We start from the raw sequence: 22,872 nt of genomic DNA, 5'->3' as shown, positions 1-22,872 counted from the left end.
ACATGAACCGCTCTCTTTACATCGCCGCAACCGGGATGAACGCCCAGCAGTCGCAGATGGACGTGATTTCGAACAATCTCGCCAACGTCAGCACGAACGGCTTCAAGGGCTCGCGCGCGGTGTTCGAGGACTTGCTGTACCAGACCGTCCGCCAGCCGGGCGCGAGCTCCACGCAGCAGACCGAACTGGCGTCGGGCAGCCAGATCGGCACCGGCGTGCAACAGGTCGCGACCGAACGGCTCTACACGCAGGGCAACCTGCAGCAGACCGGCAACTCGAAGGACGTCGCCATCAACGGCAACGGCTTCTTCCAGGTGACGATGCCCGACGGCACGACTGCTTACACCCGCGATGGCTCGTTCCAGACCAACGCGCAAGGCCAGCTCGTCACGTCGAGCGGTTATCAGGTCACCCCGGCCATCACGATCCCCACGACTGCGACCAGCGTGACGATCGGCTCGGACGGCACGGTCACGACCACGGCGCAGGGCAGCTCGGCCAACACGACCGTCGGCCAGTTGCAGCTCGCGACCTTCGTCAACCCGGCCGGCCTCGACGCGAAGGGTGAAAACCTGTTTGCTGAAACGGCTTCGTCCGGTACGGCAAACGTCGTGACGCCGGGTTTGAACGGCGCGGGACAGTTGCAGCAGGGGTATGTGGAATCGTCGAATGTGAACGTGGTCCAGGAACTGGTGAACATGATCCAGACCCAGCGCGCCTATGAAATCAACAGCAAGGCCGTGACCACGTCGGACCAGATGCTGCAGACGCTGAGCCAGATGCAGGTTTAAGCGGCACCAACCGCATCAGCAGCGTCATTCCGAAGGACCACGAAGATGTCATCACAATTTTCACGCGTTTCGCGTTTCCGCAGTGCATCGGTGCTGGCGCTGGTCGCCCTGGCGGCCTGCGCGCTCGTGCCCAAAGAGCCGATCACGCAACAGCCGATGACCGCCCGGCCGCCGGCGGCGCCGCTCAATTCGGCATCGCCCGGCGCGATCTACAACGCAGGCTACGCGGGACGGCCGCTGTTCGAGGACCAGCGCCCGCGCAATACCGGCGACATCATCACCATCGTGATCGCGGAAAACGTCAACGCGACGAAGTCGTCGGCGGCCGCGGCGGCGCGCAACGCCAGCGAAGCGTTCGCCGTGCCGGTCACGCCGGGTATCTTCGGCGGCCTGTTCCATAACACCAACCTGAGCGCCAGCGGTTCAAACGGCTTCAACGGCGCGGGCGGAGCGAGCGCGGCCAATACCTTCAACGGCACGCTGACGGTTACCGTCACCGGTGTCCTGCCTAACGGCAACCTGGAAGTGAGCGGCGAGAAGCAGATGCTCATCAACCAGGGCAACGAATTCGTACGCTTCTCCGGCGTCGTCAATCCGACGACCATCTCCGGTACCAACACGGTCTTTTCCACCCAGGTGGCGGACGCGAAGATCGAGTATTCGGCGAAGGGGTATATCGATGAATCGCAGCAGATGGGCTGGCTCCAGCGCTTCTTCCTCAACGTGGCGCCCTTCTGATCATGAAACTCTTTCTTCGCTTCGTTTTCATCGCGCTGGCGCTCGCTGCCGCACTTCCCCAGGCCGCTCAGGCGGAACGCCTCAAGGACCTGGTTTCGTTCCAGGGCGTGCGTGACAATCCGCTGATCGGCTATGGCCTCGTGGTCGGGCTCGACGGCACCGGCGACCAGACCACGCAGACACCGTTCACCACGCAGAGCCTGGTGAACATGCTCGGCAACCTCGGCATTACGCTGAATGCCGCGACCACCCAGAACATGCAGTTGAAGAACGTCGCTGCCGTGATGGTGACGGCCGTGCTGCCGCCGTTCTCGCGGCCGGGCGAAGCGATTGACGTAACCGTGTCGTCGCTCGGCAATGCCAAGAGCCTGCGCGGCGGCACGCTGCTGATGGCGCCGCTCAAAGGCGCCGACGGCCAGGTCTACGCCATGGCGCAGGGCAATCTCGCGGTCGGCGGTGCGGGCGCCAGCGCCAACGGCAGCAAGGTCCAGGTCAACCAGCTCGCGGTCGGCCGCATTCCGGGCGGCGCGCTGGTCGAACGGGCTGTGCCCGCTGCGGTGACGCAAGCCGGCGGCGTGATGACGATGGAACTGAACACGCTCGACTTCGACACCACGCAGAAGATCGTGGCGTCGGTGAACAACCAGTTCGGCATGGGGACGGCGATCGCGCTCGACGGCCGCACGATCCAGTTACGCGCCCCGACCGACCCATCGCAAGTGGTGTCGTTCATGGCGGACCTGGAGAATATCGATGTCAGGCCGGCACAGGGCGCAGCGAAGATTATCGTCAATGCGCGCACCGGTTCTATTGTGATGAACCAGATGGTCACGCTGCAGAACTGCGCGGTCGCACACGGCAATTTGTCCGTGGTGATCAACACGACGACCGCCGTGAGCCAGCCGGGCGCGTTCTCCAACGGCCAAACCGTGGCTGCGAAACAATCGAATATCCAGTTGAAGCAGGACACGGGCGCGCTCAAGTCGGTTGCGGCAAGCGCGACGCTCGCGGACGTGGTCAAGGCGTTGAATGCCCTCGGGGCGACGCCGGCGGATTTGATCTCGATTTTGCAATCGATGAAAGCGGCGGGTGCGTTGCGCGCCGATCTTGAAATTATTTAAAGGCGACAGGTCATGAACGCGAACGGGACCGGTACGACAAGCAACGCGCTCGCATCAATGAACACAACAGACTCGAGCAGCGGCCTGAATTCGTTGTCGAACAAGTTTGCGCTCGACGTACAGGGCTTCGACGCCATGCGCGCCCAGGCCAACGCGAACCCGCAGCAGGGGTTGAAGGCGGCGGCCAAGCAATTCGACGCCGTTTTCACGCAGATGATGCTCAAGAGCATGCGGGACGCCACGCCGTCGGACAGTCCCTTCGATTCGAACGACAGCAAGACCTTCACCTCAATGCTCGACCAGCAGCTTTCGCAGAACATAGGCGCGAAGGGCATTGGCGTCGCCGACATGATGCTTAAGCAACTCATGCGCAACGCCGGGGCCGGGTCTGCGGCAGGGGCGGACAGCTCGGGCGCGAGCGCCGGCGGCGACAGCAGCGCGAACGCCGGCAACATGGCCGCCATGAACGCGATGGCGAAGGCGTATGCCAACGCGGCGGGGTCATCGACTGCATCCTCGAAGGCATCGCTCGCCGGCAACGGTTATAGCGCCGACAGCGCGCTGACGCCGCCCGCGCGCGGTGTGGGATCGGACAAGGTGGCGGCGTTCGTTGACCGTCTCGCCGCGCCGGCGCAGGCCGCGAGCTCGGCGACCGGGATTCCGGCGCGGTTTATCATCGGTCAGGCGGCGCTCGAGTCCGGCTGGGGCAAGCGCGAGATAAAGAACACCGACGGCAGCTCAAGTCACAACGTGTTCGGCATCAAGGCGACCAGCGACTGGACCGGCAAGACCACCAGCGCGGTGACCACGGAATTCGTGAACGGTAAATCGCAAAAGGTGGTGGAGAAATTCCGCTCCTACGACTCGTACGAAGACGCACTCACCGATTACGCCAGCGTGCTCAAGAGCAATCCCCGCTACGCGCCGGTCGTGGAAGCCTCGCGCGATGCCGCCGGTTTTGCGCACGGAATGCAGAAAGCGGGCTACGCAACCGACCCGCAATACGCTAAAAAGTTGATTTCGATCATGCGGCACATTGCCTGATCGAGTGCGCACTGGCGCACCTTTTGCTGCATCTAATATAGGTAGACAAAACGTATTACGAGTAATGTGTGACAAGCGACGGGGCCAATGTCGCAATAAAAAAGACGATGCAGGCTGACGGCGAGGAACGGGCGCATGGTGCGCCCGGTAGCAGCTGGCCGGGACGCATCGAAATGGAGAGAATGTGCTGGTTCGTTTCGATTTGCGCGTTTTGCGACCGTTTTCGGCCGCCGGTGACAAAATTAGGAAAGTTTTTTTACAGCCAACCCTAAATATTCAATCCCGGTTGCCGCTAAATGAAACATCGAAGTACCGGATCCGCTGGGTCCGGTTAGACGCTCGAACCGTCCCGTGGACCGGGACGCCAGCGAGCAAACGAACACGGCAAGCTCCATGAACATGAATCCGCCAAACGGTTCCGACATCCCGGACGACGAGTCCGACACGCACGATTTCGGCCGGCGCAATCCGCTGGAAATCGGCGTCTCCCTACGCAACCTCGTTAATCGAGCCGACTTCCTGACCGTCGATCACAGCACGGGGCAGATTGTTACGCGCCTGCTCGACGTGAATCCGTCGGCGCACACGTTCATCTTCGATTGGGGTGGCATTCCCGAGCAGAACCAGGCGATGCTGCGCACGGAAAACCTGATGTTCCACGCGAGTCCCGACGGAATCCGCGTCGAATTCGCCACGGGCACGCCGCGCGAAGTCATGTTCGAAGGCCACCCGGCATTCGAAGCGGATTTCCCGCCGGTGCTGTTCTATATGCAGCGGCGCGAGTATTTCCGCGTGGAAGCGCCCGTGCTCGATCCGTACATTTGCAGCGGCGAACTGCCGAACGGCGAGCGTTTTCGCTTTGAGGTGAACGACCTCTCACTCGGCGGCGTTGCGCTTCGGACCATGGACGAAAGGGTTGCATCGATGGAAGTTGGCGTGATCCTGCGCTCCGTGGAACTGCACTTCAGCAACCCGGGCAAGGTGGTGCTCGATTTGCAACTGATGTCGAACCGGCACACAGTGAATACACGCGGCGATCTGCGCTATACGCTGGGCTTCAAGTTCATGAGCTTGCCCGGGTCAGCCGAAAACACGCTGCAGCGCCTGATTACGCAACTCGAAATGAAGCGCCGTTCGCTGGCGCGGTAACTGGAATACGGCAGCGAGCCCCGCGCTCGCTGCTCCCAACTGCTTTCCCCGTAACGCCCCTTCCATTCGGCGAACTGACGCCCAATCCCCCCGCTGCTTCACCGATTGCTCCGATCAATGCCGGTGAATAATCCGTCATGGCGCAGTGCGCGTGCGGTTTTCATCGGAGCGGGAGCTGGACGGCGCTCACGGCGCTCACGCCGCGCGCGCTCCGATTCACCGCGCCGGGATTCAACTTTTTCTGCAATTGGCCGATATACACCAGTTGTCGTCAAACAGTGGCGGCCCGGCTACATGTCTCGGCTACATGTCCCGGGCATCGTGCCTTTACCAGGATTCCTTGCATGTCCCTATTCGATATCGGCGTCAGTGGTCTCAATGCAGCCCAATGGGGTTTGACGACCACCGGACAGAACATCAGCAACGCCGCGACCCCGGGCTACACCCAGGAGAAACCGGTGTACCAGGAGGCGTCGGGCCAATACACGACGTCGGGTTATCTGGGGTCCGGCGTCACGACGGCGACCGTCGCGCGTTCATACAGCTCGTTCCTGACCACGCAGCTCAATGCCGCGCAGTCCAACAGCAGTTCGCTGAACACCTACTACTCGATGTTGTCGCAGCTGAACAACCTCGTGGGCGATCCGACCACGGGTATTGGCGCCGGCATGACGAGCTATTTCACGAGCTTGCAGTCGGTGGCGAACAGCCCCGCCACGACGTCGACACGCCAGTCGCTGATGAGCAGCGGGCAATCGCTCGCCAACCAGATGAACGCCGCGGCTGCGAACTACAACCAGCTCCGCTCCGGCGTGAACCAGTCGCTCACCAACGCAGTCACGCAGATCAACAGCTACACCACCCAGATCGCCACGCTGAACGGCCAGATTGCCGCCGCGAGCGCGCAAGGGCAGCCGCCGAACCAGTTACTCGATGCACGGGATACGGCGGTATCGAACCTGAGCCAGTTGACGAACGTGCAGGTCACCACCGTCAACGGCGCGTACAACGTGTCGATCGGCACGGGCCAGCCGCTGGTCTCCGGTACTACGTCGTATGCACTGCAGGCGGTGACGTCGACGTCGGACCCGAGCGAGTTGTCGATTGCGTATGCATCGCCTGACGGCTCGCCGCAGACGCCCGCGCAAACGCAATATCTGCCGGACTCTACTTTCGGCGGCGGTACGGTGGGCGGATTGCTCGCGTTCCGCAGCCAGTCGCTAGATCCCGCGCAGGCCCAGCTTGGCTCGCTCGCGACCAGTTTCGCCGCGCAGCTGAACCAGCAAAACTCGCTGGGCGTGGACCTCAACGGCAATCCCGGCACCGCGCTGTTCTCGACCGGCAGCCCGACCATTTATGCGAATTCGCGCAATACGGGCAATGCTCAGCTGAGCGTATCGATTGCGAATCTGACCCAGCCGCCCAGCAGCACCTACACGCTGTCCCGCAACGGCGCGACCTACACGCTGACCGACCAGGAAACCGGCGCGGCGCTCGGCACTCTCACGGCTAACCCGACGACCGGCGCGGTCGCCGGCACGATTGCGGGCCTGAATATTTCGCTGACGAGCGGCACCATGCAGTCCGGCGATTCGTTCACGATCCAGCCAACGAGCGGCGCGCTCTCCGCCTTCTCGCTGGTGACCACGAATCCGACCGCGATTGCGGCAGCATCCCCGGCGGTGGCATCGGCGGGAGCGAGCAACGCCGGCACCGCGAACATCTCGGCGGCGACGGCCACCACCGGTTATTCGATCCCGGCCACCATGACGCTGACGTACAACTCGACCGCCCAGCAATTCACGTCGAATTTACCCGTCACGCTGCCGAGCGGCACGATCGTTCCGGCAGGCACGGCGTTCGCCTACAACCCCGCGCAGGGCCTCACCGTATCGAACGGCACGGACGTCAGCGCGACGATCAGCGGCACGCCGGCAAACGGAGACACCTTCACCATCAGCGCGAACACGGGCGGCAGCAGCGACGGCAGCAACGCGCTCGCGATGGCGAATCTCGGGACGGCGAAGTCGCTGAACGGCGGCACGGACTCATTGACGAGTGCGTACGCGAACTTCGTCAACCAGATCGGCAACGAGACCAACAATCTGCAGAGTTCGAGTACGTCGGCGACCGCGGTGCTTACGCAGGCGACGACGGCGCAGCAGTCTGTGTCGGGCGTGAACCTGAATGAAGAGGCCGCGAACCTGATCCAGTACCAGCAGTTGTACCAGGCCAACAGCAAGGTCATCCAGACCGCTTCCACGCTGTTCACGACGCTGCTCGGCATTTTCAACTGAGGCTTTCACGATGCGCATTTCCAGCTCCCAGTACTTCACGATGAATGTCGAGACGATGGACAATCAGCAGGCATCGCTCGCCAACATGTACGCGCAGATCTCATCGGGGAAGGCCTTGCAGACCGCGGCAGACAATCCGCTCGGCGCCGCGCAGGCCGTGGCGCTGACTGCGCAGGCGGCCAACCTCGCACAATACTCGACCAACCAGTCGTCCGCGCTGACCTCGCTGCAGCAGGAAGACTCCACGCTCACCAGCGTGACGAACGTGATGCAAAGCATCCAGTCGCTGGTCGTGAACGCCGGCAACGGCACGCTCAACGACACCGACCGCAGCGCGCTTGCGACCCAGCTCCAGGGTTATCGCAGCACGCTGACGACACTTGCCAACACCACCGACTCCAACGGCAACTACATCTTTGCCGGTTTCCAGGGCGGCTCGAAGCCATTCAGCGACAACGCCTCCGGCGTTGGTGCGACCTACGACGGCGGTCCCGGCCAACGGCAGGTGCAGATTTCCGACACCCGCACGATCAACGTAGCCGACGCAGGCTCGGCGATATTCCAAAGCGTTTCGTCGAACGAAAGTTCGCCAGTTTCGTCGGGATCGGCCGCCAACACAGGTTCGGGCACGATCAGTCCGGTCAGCGTGAGCAACAGCAGCGACCCCGCCAACTCGCTGATATACACCATCACGTTCGGGACCACGACCAGCGGCACGCCGCCCACGAGCGTCAGTTCGTACTCGATCACGTCCACGGATCCGTCGACGACGCCGCCCACCACAACCGCGCCGACCACGCCGACGCCTTATACGGCCGGCGGCAACATCACGGTGGGTTCGCAGACCGTCGCTATTTCCGGCACGCCGGCATCGGGCGATACGTTCACCGTGGCGCCGGCGAACACTGGCAACGTCAGCGATACGGACATCTTCACGACGCTCGATTCGTTGGTCAATGCGTTGAAACAGCCTGCCGATACGCCGGCCGCGCAGGCGACGTTACAAAACGCGCTGACCACGGCAGGCTCGAAAATCAGCAACACGTACAACAACGTGCTGACGACACAGACGGCGGTGGGTGGCCGCGAGCAGGAAGTCACGGCGACGCAGACCGCGATGCAGACGACCGCGACGCAGACCGCCAACAATCTGTCGGACCTGGTAAGCGTCAATCTGCCCAGTGCGATCAGCCAGTACGAGATGACGCAGAATTCGCTGCAGGCCGCACAGCAGGCTTTTGCGCAGATCCAGAAGATGTCGTTGTTCAACTACTTGAGCAGCTAAACGCCGGGGGGCGTGTAGGGAAGGAATTGATGTGGGTTGTAGGATGTGTTTTGGGCCGCCTGTTTGAAGGGCGGCCCTTTTTATTGGGTCATGCCGGCGCGCTGGAACCCTTTCTGCAAAAGGCGTGCGGAGAATAGCGGGTCTATTCTCCGCATTTGATGCGGAGAATAAATCACCGTTTGCGGTGATTGCACCTCATAATCACCGCATGAAACGCGGAGAATGGACTTATATCTGGGAAGATCCTGATTGGCCGGCCTGGCGCTACGATCTGTCGCTGATCGCCGCGCCGCTGGCCGCGGTCAGTCGCGCCCAGGGTTTGCTGCTCGGACGGCTCGCCGATGTCGGTTTGACCCTGCGCAATCAGGCAAGTCTGGCCGCGCTCACCGAGGACGTGCTCAAGACCAGCGAGATCGAAGGGGAAAGGCTGAATGCGGATTCGGTCCGATCGTCTATCGCGCGCCGGCTTGGGGTGGATATCGGCGCACTTGCACCGGTCGACCGGCATGTGGAGGGCGTGGTTGAAATGGTGCTCGACGCTACCGCACGCTGCGACGCCCCGCTGACCCGGGAGCGCTTGTTTGGGTGGCACGCGGCCTTGTTTCCAACCGGCTTCAGCGGCATGTTGCGGATCCAGGTCGGCGCATGGCGCAACGACGAAAACGGCGCCATGCAAGTGGTCTCCGGTCCTATCGGCCGTCAGCGGGTTCATTTCGAGGCGCCGCCGGCCGCTCGCCTCAACGTCGAGACCACGCGTTTTCTCGACTGGTTCAATCGCGACTCTGACGTGGCGCCGGCGATCAAGGCCGGGTTGGCGCACCTGTGGTTTGTCACGCTGCATCCTTTCGATGACGGCAACGGCCGGATCGCCCGGGCAATAGGCGACTTGCTGCTCGCCCGTGCCGACGGCAGCCCGCAGCGCTTCTACAGTTTGTCGGCGCAGATCCAGTCGGAGCGCAGCGCTTATTACGACATCCTCGAGCAAACCCAGCACGGGTCCCTCGATGTCACCGCGTGGCTGACGTGGTTCCTGGACGCGTTGCACCGCGCCGTGGATAACGCACAGCACACGGTGGACGCGGTGCTGGTCAAGGCGCGTCTCTGGCAGCGCTGGGCCGGGGCTCCATTCAACGAGCGGCAGATCAAGCTGCTGAACCGGCTGCTAGATGGTTTCGAAGGCAAGCTGACCAGCAGCAAGTGGGCAGCCATCGCGAAGTGTTCGCCGGATACCGCATTGCGTGACATTGGCGAACTGATGACGTTGGGGGTGCTGCGGAGATCGATGTCGGGCGGGCGCAGCACGGCGTACGAGCTGGTTGATTGACCGCCTGCACCCGTGTCTTCGTCCGCGACCGAAGGCCGAATCTGAATGCACGCCGCGACCATTCCGCCACAACCCGTAGATCATCGGGCAACGCTGCGCGGACATCTCGGGCTACGCTAGCGCAGCCAATGCCGCCTCGACCCAGCCGAAGCCAATCCTCTCCTGCTCGAGACGCAGGTTTTTACGCAGCCGGTTATCTCGCAAGTCGTTGAACAGGGCCTGCTCTTGCTCGTTGAGTCTTGGCAGATCGCGCAGGGTTTGCTGTTCCTCGCGATCCCATTGCGACGCAAATGCCAGCAACGTTTCGCGGTCCATCAGAAACGACTCGGCGTGGTCGAACCGGCTGCGCAGTTGATCGAGGATCGCGAAGCCGTGGGTGTCGATATCGCCCCAATAATAAATCCGGCGACGTGTAAGCCATCGCGCGTTGGCCAGCATCTCGAAGCCATATCCCGCGCCGAAGATGACCATGCTGTCTTTGACCGGCGGAAAAGCCAGGAAGTTGATCTCGTTTTCGGTGATGAAAACGCGGCCAACATCGGGGTTGAGTTCGACAAAGCTCGCGGCATCGAGCGTAATGTCTTGCGTGGCGTGCGTGGTCCGAAACAAGGCCTTGTCCGCGTCGAGCATGCGAAAGCGGATGCGCAACGGCTTGTCGCGCAAGCCAAAACGGCTGGCGAACTGATTCACGCCGGAGCGAGAGGGGTCGATCGCCTCCGGGCTCAACACGCGATCGAGCAGCTCCGCCAGCACGCCGCGATGACCCTCGATGAACTTGCTATGAACAGCCGGGATGTCTACCTGCCGGAGATAGACGTCGGGACGCGGATGAGCCTGGAACCAGTCACAGATATCCAGCAGCCTGCCCCACACATCGGCAAGCTCGAGCGCGCGCAGCGGCCGCTCGGCCAGCCACGCCACGAGGCGCGCCTCCCGCGTGCGCGTCATTTCCAGCAACGCTGCGAAGCGGGCGGTTTCCCGTTGCTTGCCGATAAAGGCCACCGCGTACTCGAGCGAATCGAGCCATACCGCGTCGGGCAAAGCATTGGCGCCGAAGACCCGATGCCTGAACTCTCTCATCTCAACGCGGCAGTGGGTCATCGCGCGAAGCTCGACGATCCATTGCCGGATGTCATCGAATCGATCTGCTATCTCGGCCGACGACGGTCCCTTGAGCGTGAGACGCCTGGGAAAAAGCGCTTCGCCCGTCGCCAGGCTGCCAAGCAATTCTCCCCGTTCCCAAAGCCGCATGACCTGCTTGCGCAGATCGGCTGGCGTGGTCCAGCTCATGGGCTCTTCCTTGCTTTTTCCTCGCGATACTCTTCGATCGACAGATTGCGCAACCTCGACTCGCGCCCTTCCTTGTTGTCGACGAAACCCACGCTCGCGACGAAGGGTTCGATGATGTGGATCTTCTGCAAAGGGGTCACGATCAGCAGTTGCAAGTTGAGCTGCGCAAACAGGCGCAGGCCGTATTGCGCGGACTCGTCGGAGCCACGGCCGAACGCTTCGTCGATCACCACGAAGCGAAACGAGCGGGAGCGCACCGCGCCCCATTCAAGGCCAAATTGGTAAGCGAGGCTAGCCGCGAGAATGGTGTAGGCGAGCTTCTCTTTCTGGCCGCCCGACTTGCCGCCGGAATCCGAGTAATGCTCATGTTCAGTATCGTCCTCGCGCCAACGTTCGCTGGCGGCGAATACGAACCAACTGCGTACGTCGGTGACCTTGGTGGTCCAGCGGCGATCCTGTTCACCCAGACCCTCGCGTCCCCGAAAGCGCTCGATGATCCGCTTGACCTGCAGAAACTTGGCCTCCGAATATTGGGCGTCGTCGGAACCCGTCAGCGTGCCTTCGGTGCAAGAACGTAACTCGGTTTGAAAGTCGCGAATATCCGCGTCGGGCGTTGCCAACGCTTCGAGCACGATATAGCGCCCCGTGTTGTAGTCGATCTGCGTGAGCGACTCGTTGATGCGCGTGATGCGTTCCTTGATCGTCTCGCGCTCTCGCGCCAGCTGTGACTGGAAGTTGGCCACCTCCCGAATCGTATTTTCGTTCAGCAAATCTTTGAAGCGACTTTCGAACCGCGGCAAATCATCGCCCTTCAGCTTATCCAGCATCGTTCGGTATTCACCCGCCGATTCAATGGCAACGTCCACTTCCTGCGTTTCCAGCGGGAATGCGAGGTTATAGGCGCTCATTGCGTCGATGATCTTGTCTCGCTGGCGCGAGACTTTCTTGTCTTCGGCGTCGATGCTGGTCTGAAGAAATCCGCGCAGGTCGCTTTCGCGGTTATCGCAGGATTCCACCGTGAGTTGATGTTTGCCAAGCACTTCGTGCCAGGTCGATTCCAGTTGCTCGAAATAAGCCGTGTGGCTTTCGTAGCCGGGGTCATCGAGGATGGCGCGGGTCTGCGTACGCAATTCTTCCGCGATGCTTTGCTTTTCCCCCGTTCGGGAGCGCGAATCCTTGTGCTCGTCGAGCTGATCTTCTGTGCTCTTCAGCGCGGCGCTGATTTCACCCAACCGCGCAGTCAGTTGCGCGAGCATGTCTGAGGCCGACTCGAGCCGCTGCTTTTCATCGCGCAATCGAGCGACTTCCACCGCGAGCGAATTCCAGTCGAGATCACTGAAGTCGGCATGCTCCTCCAGCTTGGAAAGTACAGTCAGCCGAAGTTTGCAAGCTTTTTGATCAGCCAGGATTTTGGCGACAAGACCGCCCAGCTCGCTCAGTTGAGCGGCCAACTGCCGGGCTTTGACTTCAAGGGCCGCGATCTTGGCTTCGTTGGTCCATCCCAGTACATATCGGCTGCGATCATCCAGACGATGACGGTCGTCCTTTTCGTGACGTTCACCCGGCGCCTTGATCTGGCCCGCGCGCGTGATTGCCCGCGTTTCACGGCGGAACTGTTCCTGGGTGCTGCAGCAAACCACGTTGAAGCGGTGTGCGACCTCGCGCTCAAGCCAGTCATAGAAGGGCGAATCGGGCTTGATCGCCAGCTTCCGGGCGAGGGAATCGGCCTGCAGAGCGGGCAGCTCGCCCCGCATGCCGGACCGGATCCGGAAGAACACAAGTCGTCCCCGGAGGTGTGTTCTGTCGACCCATTCCACGACCGCCGCGTAATGCGTGTCAGGGACCAGCAATGACAGGCCGAAGCTGCGCAACAGCCGTTCGGCGGCGCCTTCCCAATCGCGCTCGTCTTCGCGGACCTGGAGCAGTTCGCCAGCGAACGAGAGCGCCGCCTCAGGCAGATCGAGCGCCTTGCACAATGCCACGCGCATGGCGACTTGTTCGGCGGGAATGTTGCTTCGGCGGCTTTTCAGGCTGTCGATTTCCGCCGACAACGCGTCGTGCTCCAGTTTTCCCTGGCGCAGGCTGACGCCGTGCTCGGTCAGATCGTTCTGATAGCGGACGTCCGCTTCCTGAGCTGACTCGGACATGGCGGACAGGCGTTGGCGCAGCGTCTGGAACGCAGCTTCGTCTTCAGCGGGATGTTCACCGACGGCACGCACCAGCCCGGCGTGATGCTCCGCCTTGCGTTTGCGGTTTTCGCAATCGAGGTCCTTCTTGCGTATTTCGGCGTCAAGCCGCTCCAGGCGGTCGCCGCCGTTCTCGGCGATGTTGCGCTTGAGTTCGCTCTCTTCCACGCGCTGGTTGTCACGCAAGGCTTCGAGGCGCCTGATCTGGCCGTCTTGCCTTTCCCAGTCCGCGGTCAGCCCCGCGATGCGCTTATCGAGCAAGCCAAGTTTCAGGCCTGCGGCGTAGTAGCGGAGCGCTTCACGGCATGCGCGAAGTCCTTCCACCTGAAGCAGCAGCTTGGCGTATCGCTCGCAGTCGTCGGTGAGTGGCGTGAGGCGGTCCATTTGCCGCTTGGCTTTGAGCACCGCTTCGTGCGCGCGGTTCAGGTCGTCGAAATGGGCAATCAACGCGGCAATGCGCGGTGCGACCTCGAAGGGCTCGAGCATATGGCTGCGCACGAAGTCAGTGAGGTTCCCCACGGACTTCATCGATACGGTCTGATGGAACAGTTCCAGCGCCTGTTCATTTTCAATCCCGAAGCGGCGGCGGAACCACGCGCCGTACGGGGGAAAACTGTCGAATACTTCTGTTCCGAGGCCGCGCAGCTTCTTGCGTAATGCCGTGATATCCGTGCCGAAGTTCGCGAAGTCCGCGGCTATCGACAATGCGCGCTCGGCGCCCACGAAAAGCCTTGCGGGCTGGCCGTGTGGCTCCTTCATCCAGAAGACCTGGGCGAGCGTGATGGTCTGGTCATAGCCGGCGTTATGAAAGGTGCCCAGGATGACGGAGTAGTTGTTGTGATCCCGCAGGGCGACAGGTTTGGCGTTGCCGCTTACCTCATTGCGTTCTGATTTGTAGTGACCGAGTACGTACGAACGAAGCGACCTTTCCTTATTGTCCGCGCCCGCTGCCTTGTTGTAGGCAATGCGATGCGCCGGGACGAGCAGCGTGGTGACGGCGTCGACCAGCGTCGATTTACCCGAGCCGATATCACCCGTCAGCAGCGCGTTCTCGCCGTGTGGATTAAGCACCCATACGCGAGCGTCGAAGGTGCCCCAGTTGTAGACCTCCAGGCGCTGAAGGCGGAAACCCGACAGCGCGTCGTCGGCTACGAAGTCGAGCCCTGGCAGCTGCATGTCAGTCATGGGCGTCTGCCTCCGCTGAACCAACGAGCTGAGCGCGGTAGGCGGCGAGCCTCGCATCGAAATCGGCAAGCCACTGAGCGTCCACGAACGCTTTCAGGATGCGCTGCACCTCGAACGCAGGCGGACCTTCCTGTTTACCTGCCGCAGGTTTGAGCCGTCGCAGAAATCCCAGCTCGACGATTTTGTTGATATGCGTCTCGATCTGATCGACCACTTTCGCTTCGTTGCTGCCGGCGGGCAGAAATACCCGCATCAGTTCAGTGATCTGTTCGCGCGTGAGGATAAGGCGAGTATCCGCACCGCCAGCGTCAGATTCGGCGAGCTTTTTTCTGAGCAACGCGAGCAGCAGGCTGACCGGGAACGACAGCGGCCGCCGTGCGACGAGACGCGGCAGTTTGGGGGCGTCGTCTGTCCCGTCTTCCTCCGGACGCGCGCGCAAAAAAGCGTACCCCTCCGATTCGTCGAGCACCAGCGCGAGGCCCAGTACCGAAACATAGTCGCGCACGCGGGCCTGCAGCTCGAGCAACGCTTGCCAGAGAACGGGATCGCTCTCGCTGTAGCAGACTCCTTTGAGCAGCGGAATAACCACGCTGGAGAGATCGGCTGCAGCGGTTGTTGCTGCGTCTAAAGCTTGATCCGGCATCCTTACCTCACAAAAATGACACGCGGAAAGCTGGCTTGCCGCGTTTGTTGCCCGCCGCTTGGCCCCTTGCCTTGCCAGGTCACAATATCGACCGCTTGTTCATCCACCACCGTCGTAAATGAGTCGCTGCCGAGTTGCAGGTAGGCCACCAGTTCCGCCAAACCGTGCTCAAGCGGTTGCATGTCACATAGCTCCCGCAACGTCACTTGAGCGCGATCCTGCAGGACATGACGGATGTGCCACGCAAGCCTTTCGCGATCGATCACGACCTGCGAATAGAGCGCGCCCGCATCCACGTCGGCGTCACCGGCTTCGAGTGCAATATCGGCCAAGCGTGGTTTGAAAGACGGGACGTGCAGTGGCCTTTCCATAGGTAACTCAATGTCTGCCGCCGTGTCGGCGATGCTCATTATCTGACCGGGTGGCGGCTGCTCGCGCACAGCCAATGCATGCATCTCCACGTCGCGCAGGATGTCCATGATGCGGCGATTTTCCAGCCACGCCTGATCGTCGAGGAACCGTCGCAACTGCTGCGAAAGCGCGGCCACGGTTCGCTGTGTATGCTCACCGGCTTCCAGCCAATCGTAGTGAACCCGGCGAGTGCGGCCGTCCGGCTTAAGTTCCGCGACAGGCGGCAGCGCCAGCACGCGTTCTAGCAGCATCGACAACTCTTCCTGCCTGCTGCTAGACATCAGGAAATCCCAAAAGGCGCGAAAACTTCGCCCCTGATCGGAGTCGGAAATGGCGTCGCGCTCGCCAAGGATTTCCTCCAGCAGCGCACCTTTGGCGCCGTCCCACAACGCAACACGTTCGCGCACGCGCCGGTCCAGGCCCCGAAAATTCTGCTCCACCTCACGAAAGTCGGTCAAGAGTTCCCGCGCTAACGCGATGAATTGCTGGAACCGGTCTTTCAGCTCGGTGTCATCGAGGAGCGCTATATCGCCTGTCAGCGCCCGGGCGATTTCCGCGTCGATGTCGTCGCGCCGTTTCTGCAACTCCGCGATCCGGGCCTGCGGGTCGCTTTCACTTCCTTCGCTCATTTGTTTGAGCAATTCGAAGAGGGTGAGCAGCCGGGACTCGGTGCCGACAAAGCTGCGTTCAACCAGCGTCCCCAACCACGCGATGGCTTTCTCAGTGGCAGGGGTTAGATCGAAGTGAGGTTCGTCCGAACCCTGAGGATAGAACTTGCGCAGCCAGCCTTTGTCGTTGGCGGCCCAGTCGTCCAGGTAACCCTGCGCCGTTTTCGGGAAGGCTGCGGACCCCAACTGTTCGCGCAGACCGAACAATTCATCCTCCAGCGCCTCGGCTAGATCGGCCTGTGACATCACCCGCACGTTGGGCGCGATGAAGGTCCGTTGCAGGAAGCTTGCGACGAGGGGAGAGTGATCGGATCGCAGGAGGCGCCACGCCGGATGGTTCTGGCGCAACTGATCGAGGGTGAAATAGTCGAGGTTCATGGGCGAAGCACGTGACCGTCGGCCAAGGGAAATAAATGGAATGATAGCCGCGCGGCGGAGCCGCCAAGCGCGTGAGGTTGATTTGTTACGTGTCGAGGAGAATCTAAAGCGCAGCCGCCACGCGCCCCATCTGGTCGATACCGCTATCGAAAATGCGCTGGAAGAACGGGATCATGTTGGGGATCATCAACTGGATGAGCAGGAATCCGACCAGCATGGTGACCGGAAAGCCCACCTGGAAAATCCCGATCTGGGGCGCCGCGCGATTCAGGATGCCCAGCGCGAGGTTGGCGATCAGCAACGCGGTGACCACCGGCAGCGACAGCAGCAAACCCGTCGAAAACACGCTCATACCGTACGTGGCAAGCGTCTGCCACCCGCGCGCGAACGTGGCTGAACCCAGCACGTTTGCGCTCACCGGCACGCTCTGAAACGTCTGCACGAGCGCGCTGATCATTTGCAGGTGGCCATCGAACACAAGGAACGCGAGCATGGCGATCGTGTTCAGGTACCGCGATATCACCACCGAATTCCCACCGGCGCGCGGGTCGTAAAGCATCGCAAAACCAAGGCCCATTTGCATGCCGATAAACTCGCCCGCGGCGTCGATGGTAGCGAACGCAATCTGCATCGTCATGCCGAGCGCCGCGCCGACCAGGAACTGGTTGATGATGATCATCACGCCATCGGCGGAAAACACGGTCACTTGCGGCACCGCGCCGATAGTCGGCGCCACGATCAGCGCCATGAACGCCGCGATCGCGACCTTGACGCGAATTGGAATAGCCTGATGGCTCAGCAATGGCGCCGTTGCGATCAGCGCGAGGATGCGCGTGAACGGCCAGAGGAACGACGTCAGCCAGACATTGAGCTGCGCGTAAGTGACGGAGAACATCGTTAGCCGGTGATGGCGGGTGTGATGGTGAAAACGTGGCGCATGTAATCGAGCAGCGTTTCCATCATCCACGGTCCAGCGATCACGAGCGTAAGCGCTACCGCGAGCAATTTCGGAATGAACGAAAGCGTGCTTTCGTTGATCTGGGTCGCGGCCTGGAACAGGCTCACGACCAGGCCAACCACGAGCGCGACCAACAGCAAGGGAGCCGCGAGCAACAGCGCCACGTACATGGCCTGGTGCGCTATCGACATGACGGATTCGGGTGTCATCGTTTGATTCCTGACGCTATTAAACGAAGCTCTGCGCGAGCGAGCCGATCAGCAACTGCCAGCCGTCCACCAGCACGAACAACATCAGCTTGAACGGCAGCGAAATGGTGGTGGGTGACACCATCATCATCCCCATCGACATCAGCACGCTCGCCACCACCATGTCGATGATGAGAAACGGGATGAAGATGGTGAAGCCGATCTGGAAGCCGGTCTTGAGCTCGCTCGTCACAAACGACGGCACAAGCAGCGAGAGCGGCACGTCTTCGGGACCGTTCATCGGCGGCGCTTTTGCGATCCGGGCGAACAGCGCGAGATCGGCTTCGCGGGTCTGGCGCAGCATGAATTGCTTGAACGGCGCGACGCCGCGCGTCATGGCCTGGTCCATCGTGATCGTGCCGTCGGAGAAAGGCTTGTATGCGTCCACGTAAGCGCGGTCGAGGACCGGCGACATCACGAACAGCGTGAGAAACAGAGCGAGTCCGACGAGTACCTGATTAGGCGGCGTGCTGGTCGTGCCCAGCGCCTGCCGCAACAGCGACAACACAATGATGATGCGCGTGAAGCCCGTCATCATCAGCAGCATGGCCGGCAGGAACGACAGCATGGTAAGCAGCAGCATCGTCTGGACGCTGAGCGAATATGTCGTGCCGCCGTTCGGACCAGCGCTCGTGTTGAACGCCGGAAGTCCTGCTGTGCTTTGGGCGAAAGCGGTGTAGGGGAGGGCCAGCATGACCACGGGTACCGCCAATCCCACACAGCGTGCTAGAAACTTAAACCGCATCACTTGCTCCCGCCTGCGAATTTTTGCAGACGTTTGGTCGCTTCGCCGGCGAGGGCATCGCGAAAACGTTGACCGAAACTGCCTTGCAGCGCCTGCCCTTCAGGGGAGACGCCTGCTTGCGTGCCGTCGAGCTTGAGTTCCGCCGATCCCGCCGGCATGGTGTGCAGCAGCCGCACATTGCCGGGCGCCGCGCCGAGCACGAGCCACGTATCGCCGATCTCCACCACCGAGACGCGCTCCTTGTTGCCAAGCGACGCTCCGCCAATCACCTTCACCAGCCCCGTGCGTTTCGTACCGGCAACGCCGAACTTGCGTGCAAGCCACGCGCAGCCGAACACGAACGCGATCACGATCGCCAGTCCGAGCAGCGTCTGCAGCACCGCGCCCACGCCGAGCGACGGCACGGCTGTGCCGGCCCCAACGCCCGATGCAATCTGCGCCGCGTGATTGACGGCGTTCATGTCGGCGGCGTGAGCTGTGTGGGCGCTAAGCGTCATGGCAAGCGCTGCCAAGGCCAATGCGGCCGGCGCGGCGGCAAAGCGTTTCATCGATTCAACTTCCTGATGCGTTCGGACGGCGTGATGATGTCGGTGAGACGGATACCGAACTTGTCGTTGACCACCACGACTTCGCCCTGCGCAATCAGGCAGCCGTTGACCAGCACGTCCATCGGTTCGCCGGCCAGGCCGTCGAGTTCCACCACCGATCCCTGCGCCAGTTGCAGCAGGTTGCGGATCGCGATCTTGGTCCGCCCGAGTTCCACCGTCATCTGCACGGGGATGTCGAGAATCATGTCGATGTCATTGCGCGTCGTGGGCGCCTCGACTTTCGACAAAGGCTGGAACAATCCCGCCGATGAAGCCGCCGCCGGCGTTTCATTGCCGTTCTGCTCAGCCAGCGCGCTCGCCCAGTCGTCCATGCCGAAGTCCTCGCCCTTGAGCGGATCGGACGGCAGCGTGCCCGGTTCAGTTACGTCACTCATATCCACCTTCCTTCATCGTGTCGGTTGCGCTGATCATCTTCTGGACGCGCAACGCGTATTGACCATTGAAAATTCCGTAGCCGCATTCCATCACTGGCACGCCGTCCACTTTTGCCGTGACGACTTCGGGCACGTTGATCGGCAGGACATCGCCTGCCCGCATGTTGAGAATCTTTTCGAAGGTCGTGCCGATCTCCGCCAGATCCACCGTGAGTTCCACTTCGGCCGCCTGCACTTGTTGCGACAGCACCCGGATCCAGCGGCGATCCACTTCCAGCGCTTCGCCTTGAATCGGCGAGGAGAGGATGTCGCGGATCGGTTCGATCATCGAATACGGCATGCAGATATGCAGCGTGCCGCCGGTCGATCCGAATTCGATGGAAAACTGCGTGACGATCACAATCTCGTTCGGCGTGGCCACGTTGGCGAACTGCGTGTGCATTTCCGAGCGCACGTATTCGAAGTTAAGCGTCCGCACGCTTTTCCACGATGCCGCGTAGTGTTCGAACACGAGGTTCAGCAGCTTGCTGATGATGCGTTGCTCGGTCTGCGTGAACTCGCGGCCTTCAACGCGCGTGTGGAAACGGCCGTCGCCGCCGAAGAGGTTATCGACGACAAAGAAGACGAGGTTCGGGTCGAACACGAACAGTGAGGTGCCGCGCAACGGCTTCACGTGGACGAGGTTCAGGTTCGTCGGGATCGGCAGGTTGCGGGTGAATTCGCTGTACTTCTGCACCTTCACCGGACCGACGGAGATTTCCGCCGAGCGCCGCATGAAGTTGAAGATGCCCACGCGCAAGAGGCGCGCGAAGCGGTCGTTGATGATTTCCAGGCCCGGCATCCGGCCCCGGACGATGCGTTCCTGCGTCGCGAGGTTGTAGGGGCGCACGCCATGGAAGCGTGTTTCGTCGGCGACTGCGTCGACTTCCCCGGTGACGCCCTTGAGCAGGGCATCCACCTCCTCCTGCGACATGAACTCTTCGTGGCCCATGAGTGTTCCTTGGTTCCTGTGCGCGGTTGCTTGATGCCTGGCTGTCGTGCTTCTTACAGTTAGCGCGCGCGTTAGCGTTTGCTTTTGCTAAAGCGGCTGAAGGCGAGGGTTGTCGCGCGGATTATTGAACGACGAATTCCGTGAACAACACTTCCTGGACCTGCGCCGGATCGCCAGGCGCACCTCCGGTCTTTTGGACCGTCTCCAGCAGTTCCTTCGCAAGCTCACGCTTGCCGTCGATGCCCGCCAGATCGTCCGGCCGCTTCGCCGACAACAACATCAGGATGTGGCTGCGTACTTCCGGCATGCGTTCGGTCAACGCGGCTTGCGCCTTCTGGTCCGGCAGCTTCAGCGTCAAGCCGATACGCAAGTAATGCATGGCGTCGTCGGACTGGAGATTGACCGTCATCGACTCCAGCGGGAAGAACACCGGCGGCGCGGCGGGTGCAGCCTTCTTCACCGCACCCACAGGGGGCTTCTGCAGGAAGTAGTAGTAAGCACCAGCCCCGCCGGCGCCCAGCAAAACGATAATGCCCACTGTGATCAGCAGGATGCGCTTCATCTTGCCGCTCTTCGCGGTGACGATGGGTTGTTGAGTTGCGGTGGTGCTTGCCATGGTTGCGGACCTCTTTCTGTAGCCTGAATTGTTGGCGATTTCGGAGGGTTGCGATGAGGGGAATAGAGGGGGGAATTGGGGCTTACTCGTGAGTTAGCCGTTTGCGGGGGTTGGTGGAAGGGGCTGGTTGCGATCGGAGCAAACAACGCCGAGCCAAGGGCGGTAGAAAAGCACCACGACAAAAAAGCCGCGCCCCTTTCGGGAACGCGGCTTCTTTGGTATTGGCTGCTTACGCTAAATCAAGCAAACGTATCGACCAATCCCACCTGTTTGCGCATCGGGATGCTGATCGAGCTCAGTGTGTCCGCGCTTCCGCCGTCGTCCACTCCGCCCAAGCCCCGCCCGCCTCGCCCCGCATTCGATGACGCTCCGCCATTCTGCTGGCTCGACTGCTGACCCACGAACCCATCGCTTACGCTCGCGCTGCCCAATCCAATTCCGCTCGCCTGCATCGCTTCACGCAAAGTCGGTAACGCCGCCTCGACCGCCGCCCGAACCTGCGCATGCGTCGAAACAAACAACGCGTGCGCGTGGTTGTCCGTGACCTGCAAGACCACCTGCAACGGCCCCAGATCCTTCGGATTCAACGTCAATTCAGCACTCTGTTGATGACCATTCGACAGAAACACCACCTTCTGGCTAAACGCCTCGTCCCATCCACTCGCCCCGACATGCGGCGCAATAGCCGCGCTGCCAGCAGCCGTCGCAGCGCTCTGCACGGGAGCGCTGCCCGCGCTCGCCGACGCTGCCTGCATGGAAGCCGAATGTGCCGCAGCGTCAGCAGTCGCTTTGTAGGCAGCACTGCCATCATCGGCAGGCGTTGCGGAAGCCAGCGCCGTTGCCTCGGCTTGTTGCGTAGCCGATGTCGCGCCGGCTTGCTGCGTCGTTGATGGCCGGCTCGCCGCATCGCCCGAGGACGCCGTGAGCGATATCGCCCGGCCCGACTGCCTCGAACCACCGCCCTTGCCGCCCGCGTTCGCATTCGCAGCGTTGGCCGCAATCGCACCATTCGCCGCGGCTGCGGCCGCCGCTGCCGCTGCATCGGGCGATGGCGTTGCAGCACCCTGCGTATTCGCCAACTGCGCGAGCGCAGCCTGAAGCGCATCATCCGCGGTCTTGGCGTCGCTCGGCTTGTCCTTCGACTGCGTGGAAGACGTCGCACTCGCCGCTTGCGCATCCATCGCGGCCGTAGCCGGATCAGTCGAAGCCGTGGCCGGATCGGCGGCCGCACCGCCGCGTGCCTTCAACATGGCCGCTACGGTCGCAGCCGCCGTCGCTGCTGCCGCCGCCGCTGTGGCTTCGGGCTGCGTCTTCGCTGCATCGGAATCGGTCTGAGCCGAAGCCGTCGCGTTTGCCGCAGCCGCGGATGCGGTCGCGGCCTGCGTTTGATCGGCCGCGGATGAAGCCGATGAAGCGGACGAGGTCGATGACGTCGAAGAATCCGACGACGTCGAAGCGCTCGAACCCGCCCCCTGCGTCTGATCTGCCGCCGCAGCCTGGTCCGCGCTGTCGGCCTGATCCGCCGCTGCTTTAGCCTGTGCAGTTGAAGCATCGTCGGGCTTGGCTGCGTCGTGAACGCCGCCCCTCGCCGCCGATGCCGCCGCTGCAGCTTTCGCCGCCTGCGCCTGCGCTTGCACCCGCGCCTGAGCCGCCGCTTCCTCGTTAGCCTTGGTGGTTATGTTGTGCAGCGTTGAAACAAACGATGCCGCCGCGTCATCGCTCGCCGACGTTGCCGCCGCGTTCCGCGATTGGGCAGCGCTCAAGCTAAGCATCGTGCTGGAAGTATTAACGGTGGACATGCAGGAGCCCTCGCATCTTGTGC

The 22,872-nt window shown here is 61.9% G+C and carries 20 protein-coding genes; 8 read left to right on the top strand and 12 right to left on the bottom strand.

Translation table 11 applies throughout. The features are described from left to right. Window positions 1–2 precede the first annotated feature (2 nt). The 8 genes from flgG to FH08_RS0142440 all read left to right on the top strand — a co-directional run bounded on the left by flgG (window position 3) and on the right by FH08_RS0142440 (window position 9,749). The gene (flgG, locus tag FH08_RS0142475; RefSeq protein ID WP_031364189.1) at window positions 3–791 is read left to right on the top strand and encodes a flagellar basal-body rod protein FlgG; all 789 of its coding nucleotides are present in this window, start codon (window positions 3–5) and stop codon (window positions 789–791) included. Window positions 792–836: 45 nt separating this feature from the next. After that, window positions 837–1,529: a flagellar basal body L-ring protein FlgH gene (locus FH08_RS0142470; protein ID WP_031364188.1), complete on the top strand. Its 693-nt coding sequence runs from the start codon at window positions 837–839 to the stop codon at window positions 1,527–1,529. 2 nt (window positions 1,530–1,531) lie between these two features. Further along, the gene (locus FH08_RS0142465) at window positions 1,532–2,650 is read left to right on the top strand and encodes a flagellar basal body P-ring protein FlgI (protein WP_031364187.1); all 1,119 of its coding nucleotides are present in this window, start codon (window positions 1,532–1,534) and stop codon (window positions 2,648–2,650) included. A 57-nt stretch (window positions 2,651–2,707) separates the two neighbouring features. Next, the gene (flgJ, locus tag FH08_RS0142460) at window positions 2,708–3,694 is read left to right on the top strand and encodes a flagellar assembly peptidoglycan hydrolase FlgJ (protein ID WP_031364186.1); all 987 of its coding nucleotides are present in this window, start codon (window positions 2,708–2,710) and stop codon (window positions 3,692–3,694) included. A 399-nt stretch (window positions 3,695–4,093) separates the two neighbouring features. Then, complete coding sequence (locus tag FH08_RS0142455; RefSeq protein ID WP_031364185.1) at window positions 4,094–4,843, top strand: flagellar brake protein; 750 nt, start codon at window positions 4,094–4,096, stop codon at window positions 4,841–4,843. Between the two features lie 344 nt (window positions 4,844–5,187). After that, window positions 5,188–7,140 (top strand): flagellar hook-associated protein FlgK, encoded by a 1,953-nt coding sequence (gene flgK, locus FH08_RS0142450; protein WP_031364184.1) that lies wholly within the window; start codon window positions 5,188–5,190, stop codon window positions 7,138–7,140. A 10-nt stretch (window positions 7,141–7,150) separates the two neighbouring features. Next, window positions 7,151–8,425, top strand: a complete 1,275-nt coding sequence (gene flgL / locus FH08_RS0142445; protein WP_031364183.1) for a flagellar hook-associated protein FlgL — start codon at window positions 7,151–7,153, stop codon at window positions 8,423–8,425. A 208-nt stretch (window positions 8,426–8,633) separates the two neighbouring features. Further along, a complete protein-coding gene (locus FH08_RS0142440) occupies window positions 8,634–9,749 on the top strand; it encodes a Fic family protein (protein WP_031364182.1) in 1,116 nt (371 codons plus the stop codon). 111 nt (window positions 9,750–9,860) lie between these two features. Here the strand turns inward: FH08_RS0142440 and FH08_RS0142435 are convergent, their stop codons facing one another. The 12 genes from FH08_RS0142435 to FH08_RS0142380 form a co-directional block, all read right to left on the bottom strand. Continuing rightward, window positions 9,861–11,039, bottom strand: coding sequence for a Wadjet anti-phage system protein JetD domain-containing protein (locus FH08_RS0142435; RefSeq protein ID WP_031364181.1), 1,179 nt, complete (start codon window positions 11,037–11,039; stop codon window positions 9,861–9,863). Then, on the bottom strand, window positions 11,036–14,410 hold the full coding sequence (locus FH08_RS0142430; RefSeq protein ID WP_031364180.1) for an ATP-binding protein: 3,375 nt from the start codon (window positions 14,408–14,410) through the stop codon (window positions 11,036–11,038). Before FH08_RS0142430 ends, FH08_RS0142435 begins: the two co-directional genes overlap by 4 nt. Beyond that, window positions 14,403–15,053, bottom strand: coding sequence for a DUF4194 domain-containing protein (locus FH08_RS0142425; protein ID WP_031364179.1), 651 nt, complete (start codon window positions 15,051–15,053; stop codon window positions 14,403–14,405). Before FH08_RS0142425 ends, FH08_RS0142430 begins: the two co-directional genes overlap by 8 nt. Window positions 15,054–15,055: 2 nt before the next feature. After that, the gene (locus tag FH08_RS0142420) at window positions 15,056–16,510 is read right to left on the bottom strand and encodes a DUF3375 domain-containing protein (RefSeq protein WP_031364178.1); all 1,455 of its coding nucleotides are present in this window, start codon (window positions 16,508–16,510) and stop codon (window positions 15,056–15,058) included. 103 nt (window positions 16,511–16,613) lie between these two features. Continuing rightward, on the bottom strand, window positions 16,614–17,405 hold the full coding sequence (fliR, locus tag FH08_RS0142415) for a flagellar biosynthetic protein FliR (protein WP_031364177.1): 792 nt from the start codon (window positions 17,403–17,405) through the stop codon (window positions 16,614–16,616). Between the two features lie 2 nt (window positions 17,406–17,407). Further along, window positions 17,408–17,677 (bottom strand): flagellar biosynthesis protein FliQ, encoded by a 270-nt coding sequence (gene fliQ, locus FH08_RS0142410; RefSeq protein WP_031364176.1) that lies wholly within the window; start codon window positions 17,675–17,677, stop codon window positions 17,408–17,410. A 19-nt stretch (window positions 17,678–17,696) separates the two neighbouring features. Further along, complete coding sequence (gene fliP / locus FH08_RS0142405) at window positions 17,697–18,461, bottom strand: flagellar type III secretion system pore protein FliP (RefSeq protein ID WP_031364175.1); 765 nt, start codon at window positions 18,459–18,461, stop codon at window positions 17,697–17,699. Further along, window positions 18,461–19,009, bottom strand: coding sequence for a flagellar biosynthetic protein FliO (gene fliO / locus FH08_RS0142400; RefSeq protein WP_031364174.1), 549 nt, complete (start codon window positions 19,007–19,009; stop codon window positions 18,461–18,463). The genes fliP and fliO overlap by 1 nt, the downstream gene beginning before the upstream one ends. Then, complete coding sequence (fliN, locus tag FH08_RS0142395) at window positions 19,006–19,443, bottom strand: flagellar motor switch protein FliN (protein WP_031364173.1); 438 nt, start codon at window positions 19,441–19,443, stop codon at window positions 19,006–19,008. Before fliN ends, fliO begins: the two co-directional genes overlap by 4 nt. After that, window positions 19,436–20,434 carry a flagellar motor switch protein FliM gene (fliM, locus tag FH08_RS0142390; RefSeq protein WP_031364172.1) on the bottom strand — a complete coding sequence of 333 codons (999 nt, stop codon included), beginning with the start codon at window positions 20,432–20,434 and terminating at the stop codon, window positions 19,436–19,438. Before fliM ends, fliN begins: the two co-directional genes overlap by 8 nt. Window positions 20,435–20,555: 121 nt before the next feature. Then, window positions 20,556–21,050, bottom strand: a complete 495-nt coding sequence (gene fliL, locus FH08_RS0142385) for a flagellar basal body-associated protein FliL (RefSeq protein ID WP_031364171.1) — start codon at window positions 21,048–21,050, stop codon at window positions 20,556–20,558. Window positions 21,051–21,289: 239 nt separating this feature from the next. Beyond that, window positions 21,290–22,849, bottom strand: a complete 1,560-nt coding sequence (locus FH08_RS0142380; RefSeq protein ID WP_031364170.1) for a flagellar hook-length control protein FliK — start codon at window positions 22,847–22,849, stop codon at window positions 21,290–21,292. Window positions 22,850–22,872 lie beyond the last annotated feature (23 nt).

Source organism: Caballeronia sordidicola (genome assembly GCF_000729995.1).
Taxonomy (GTDB): Bacteria; Pseudomonadota; Gammaproteobacteria; order Burkholderiales; family Burkholderiaceae; genus Caballeronia; species Caballeronia sordidicola_A.
Note: the sequence above shows the minus strand (reverse complement) of the source record. Positions and strands in the feature narration are given on the sequence as shown.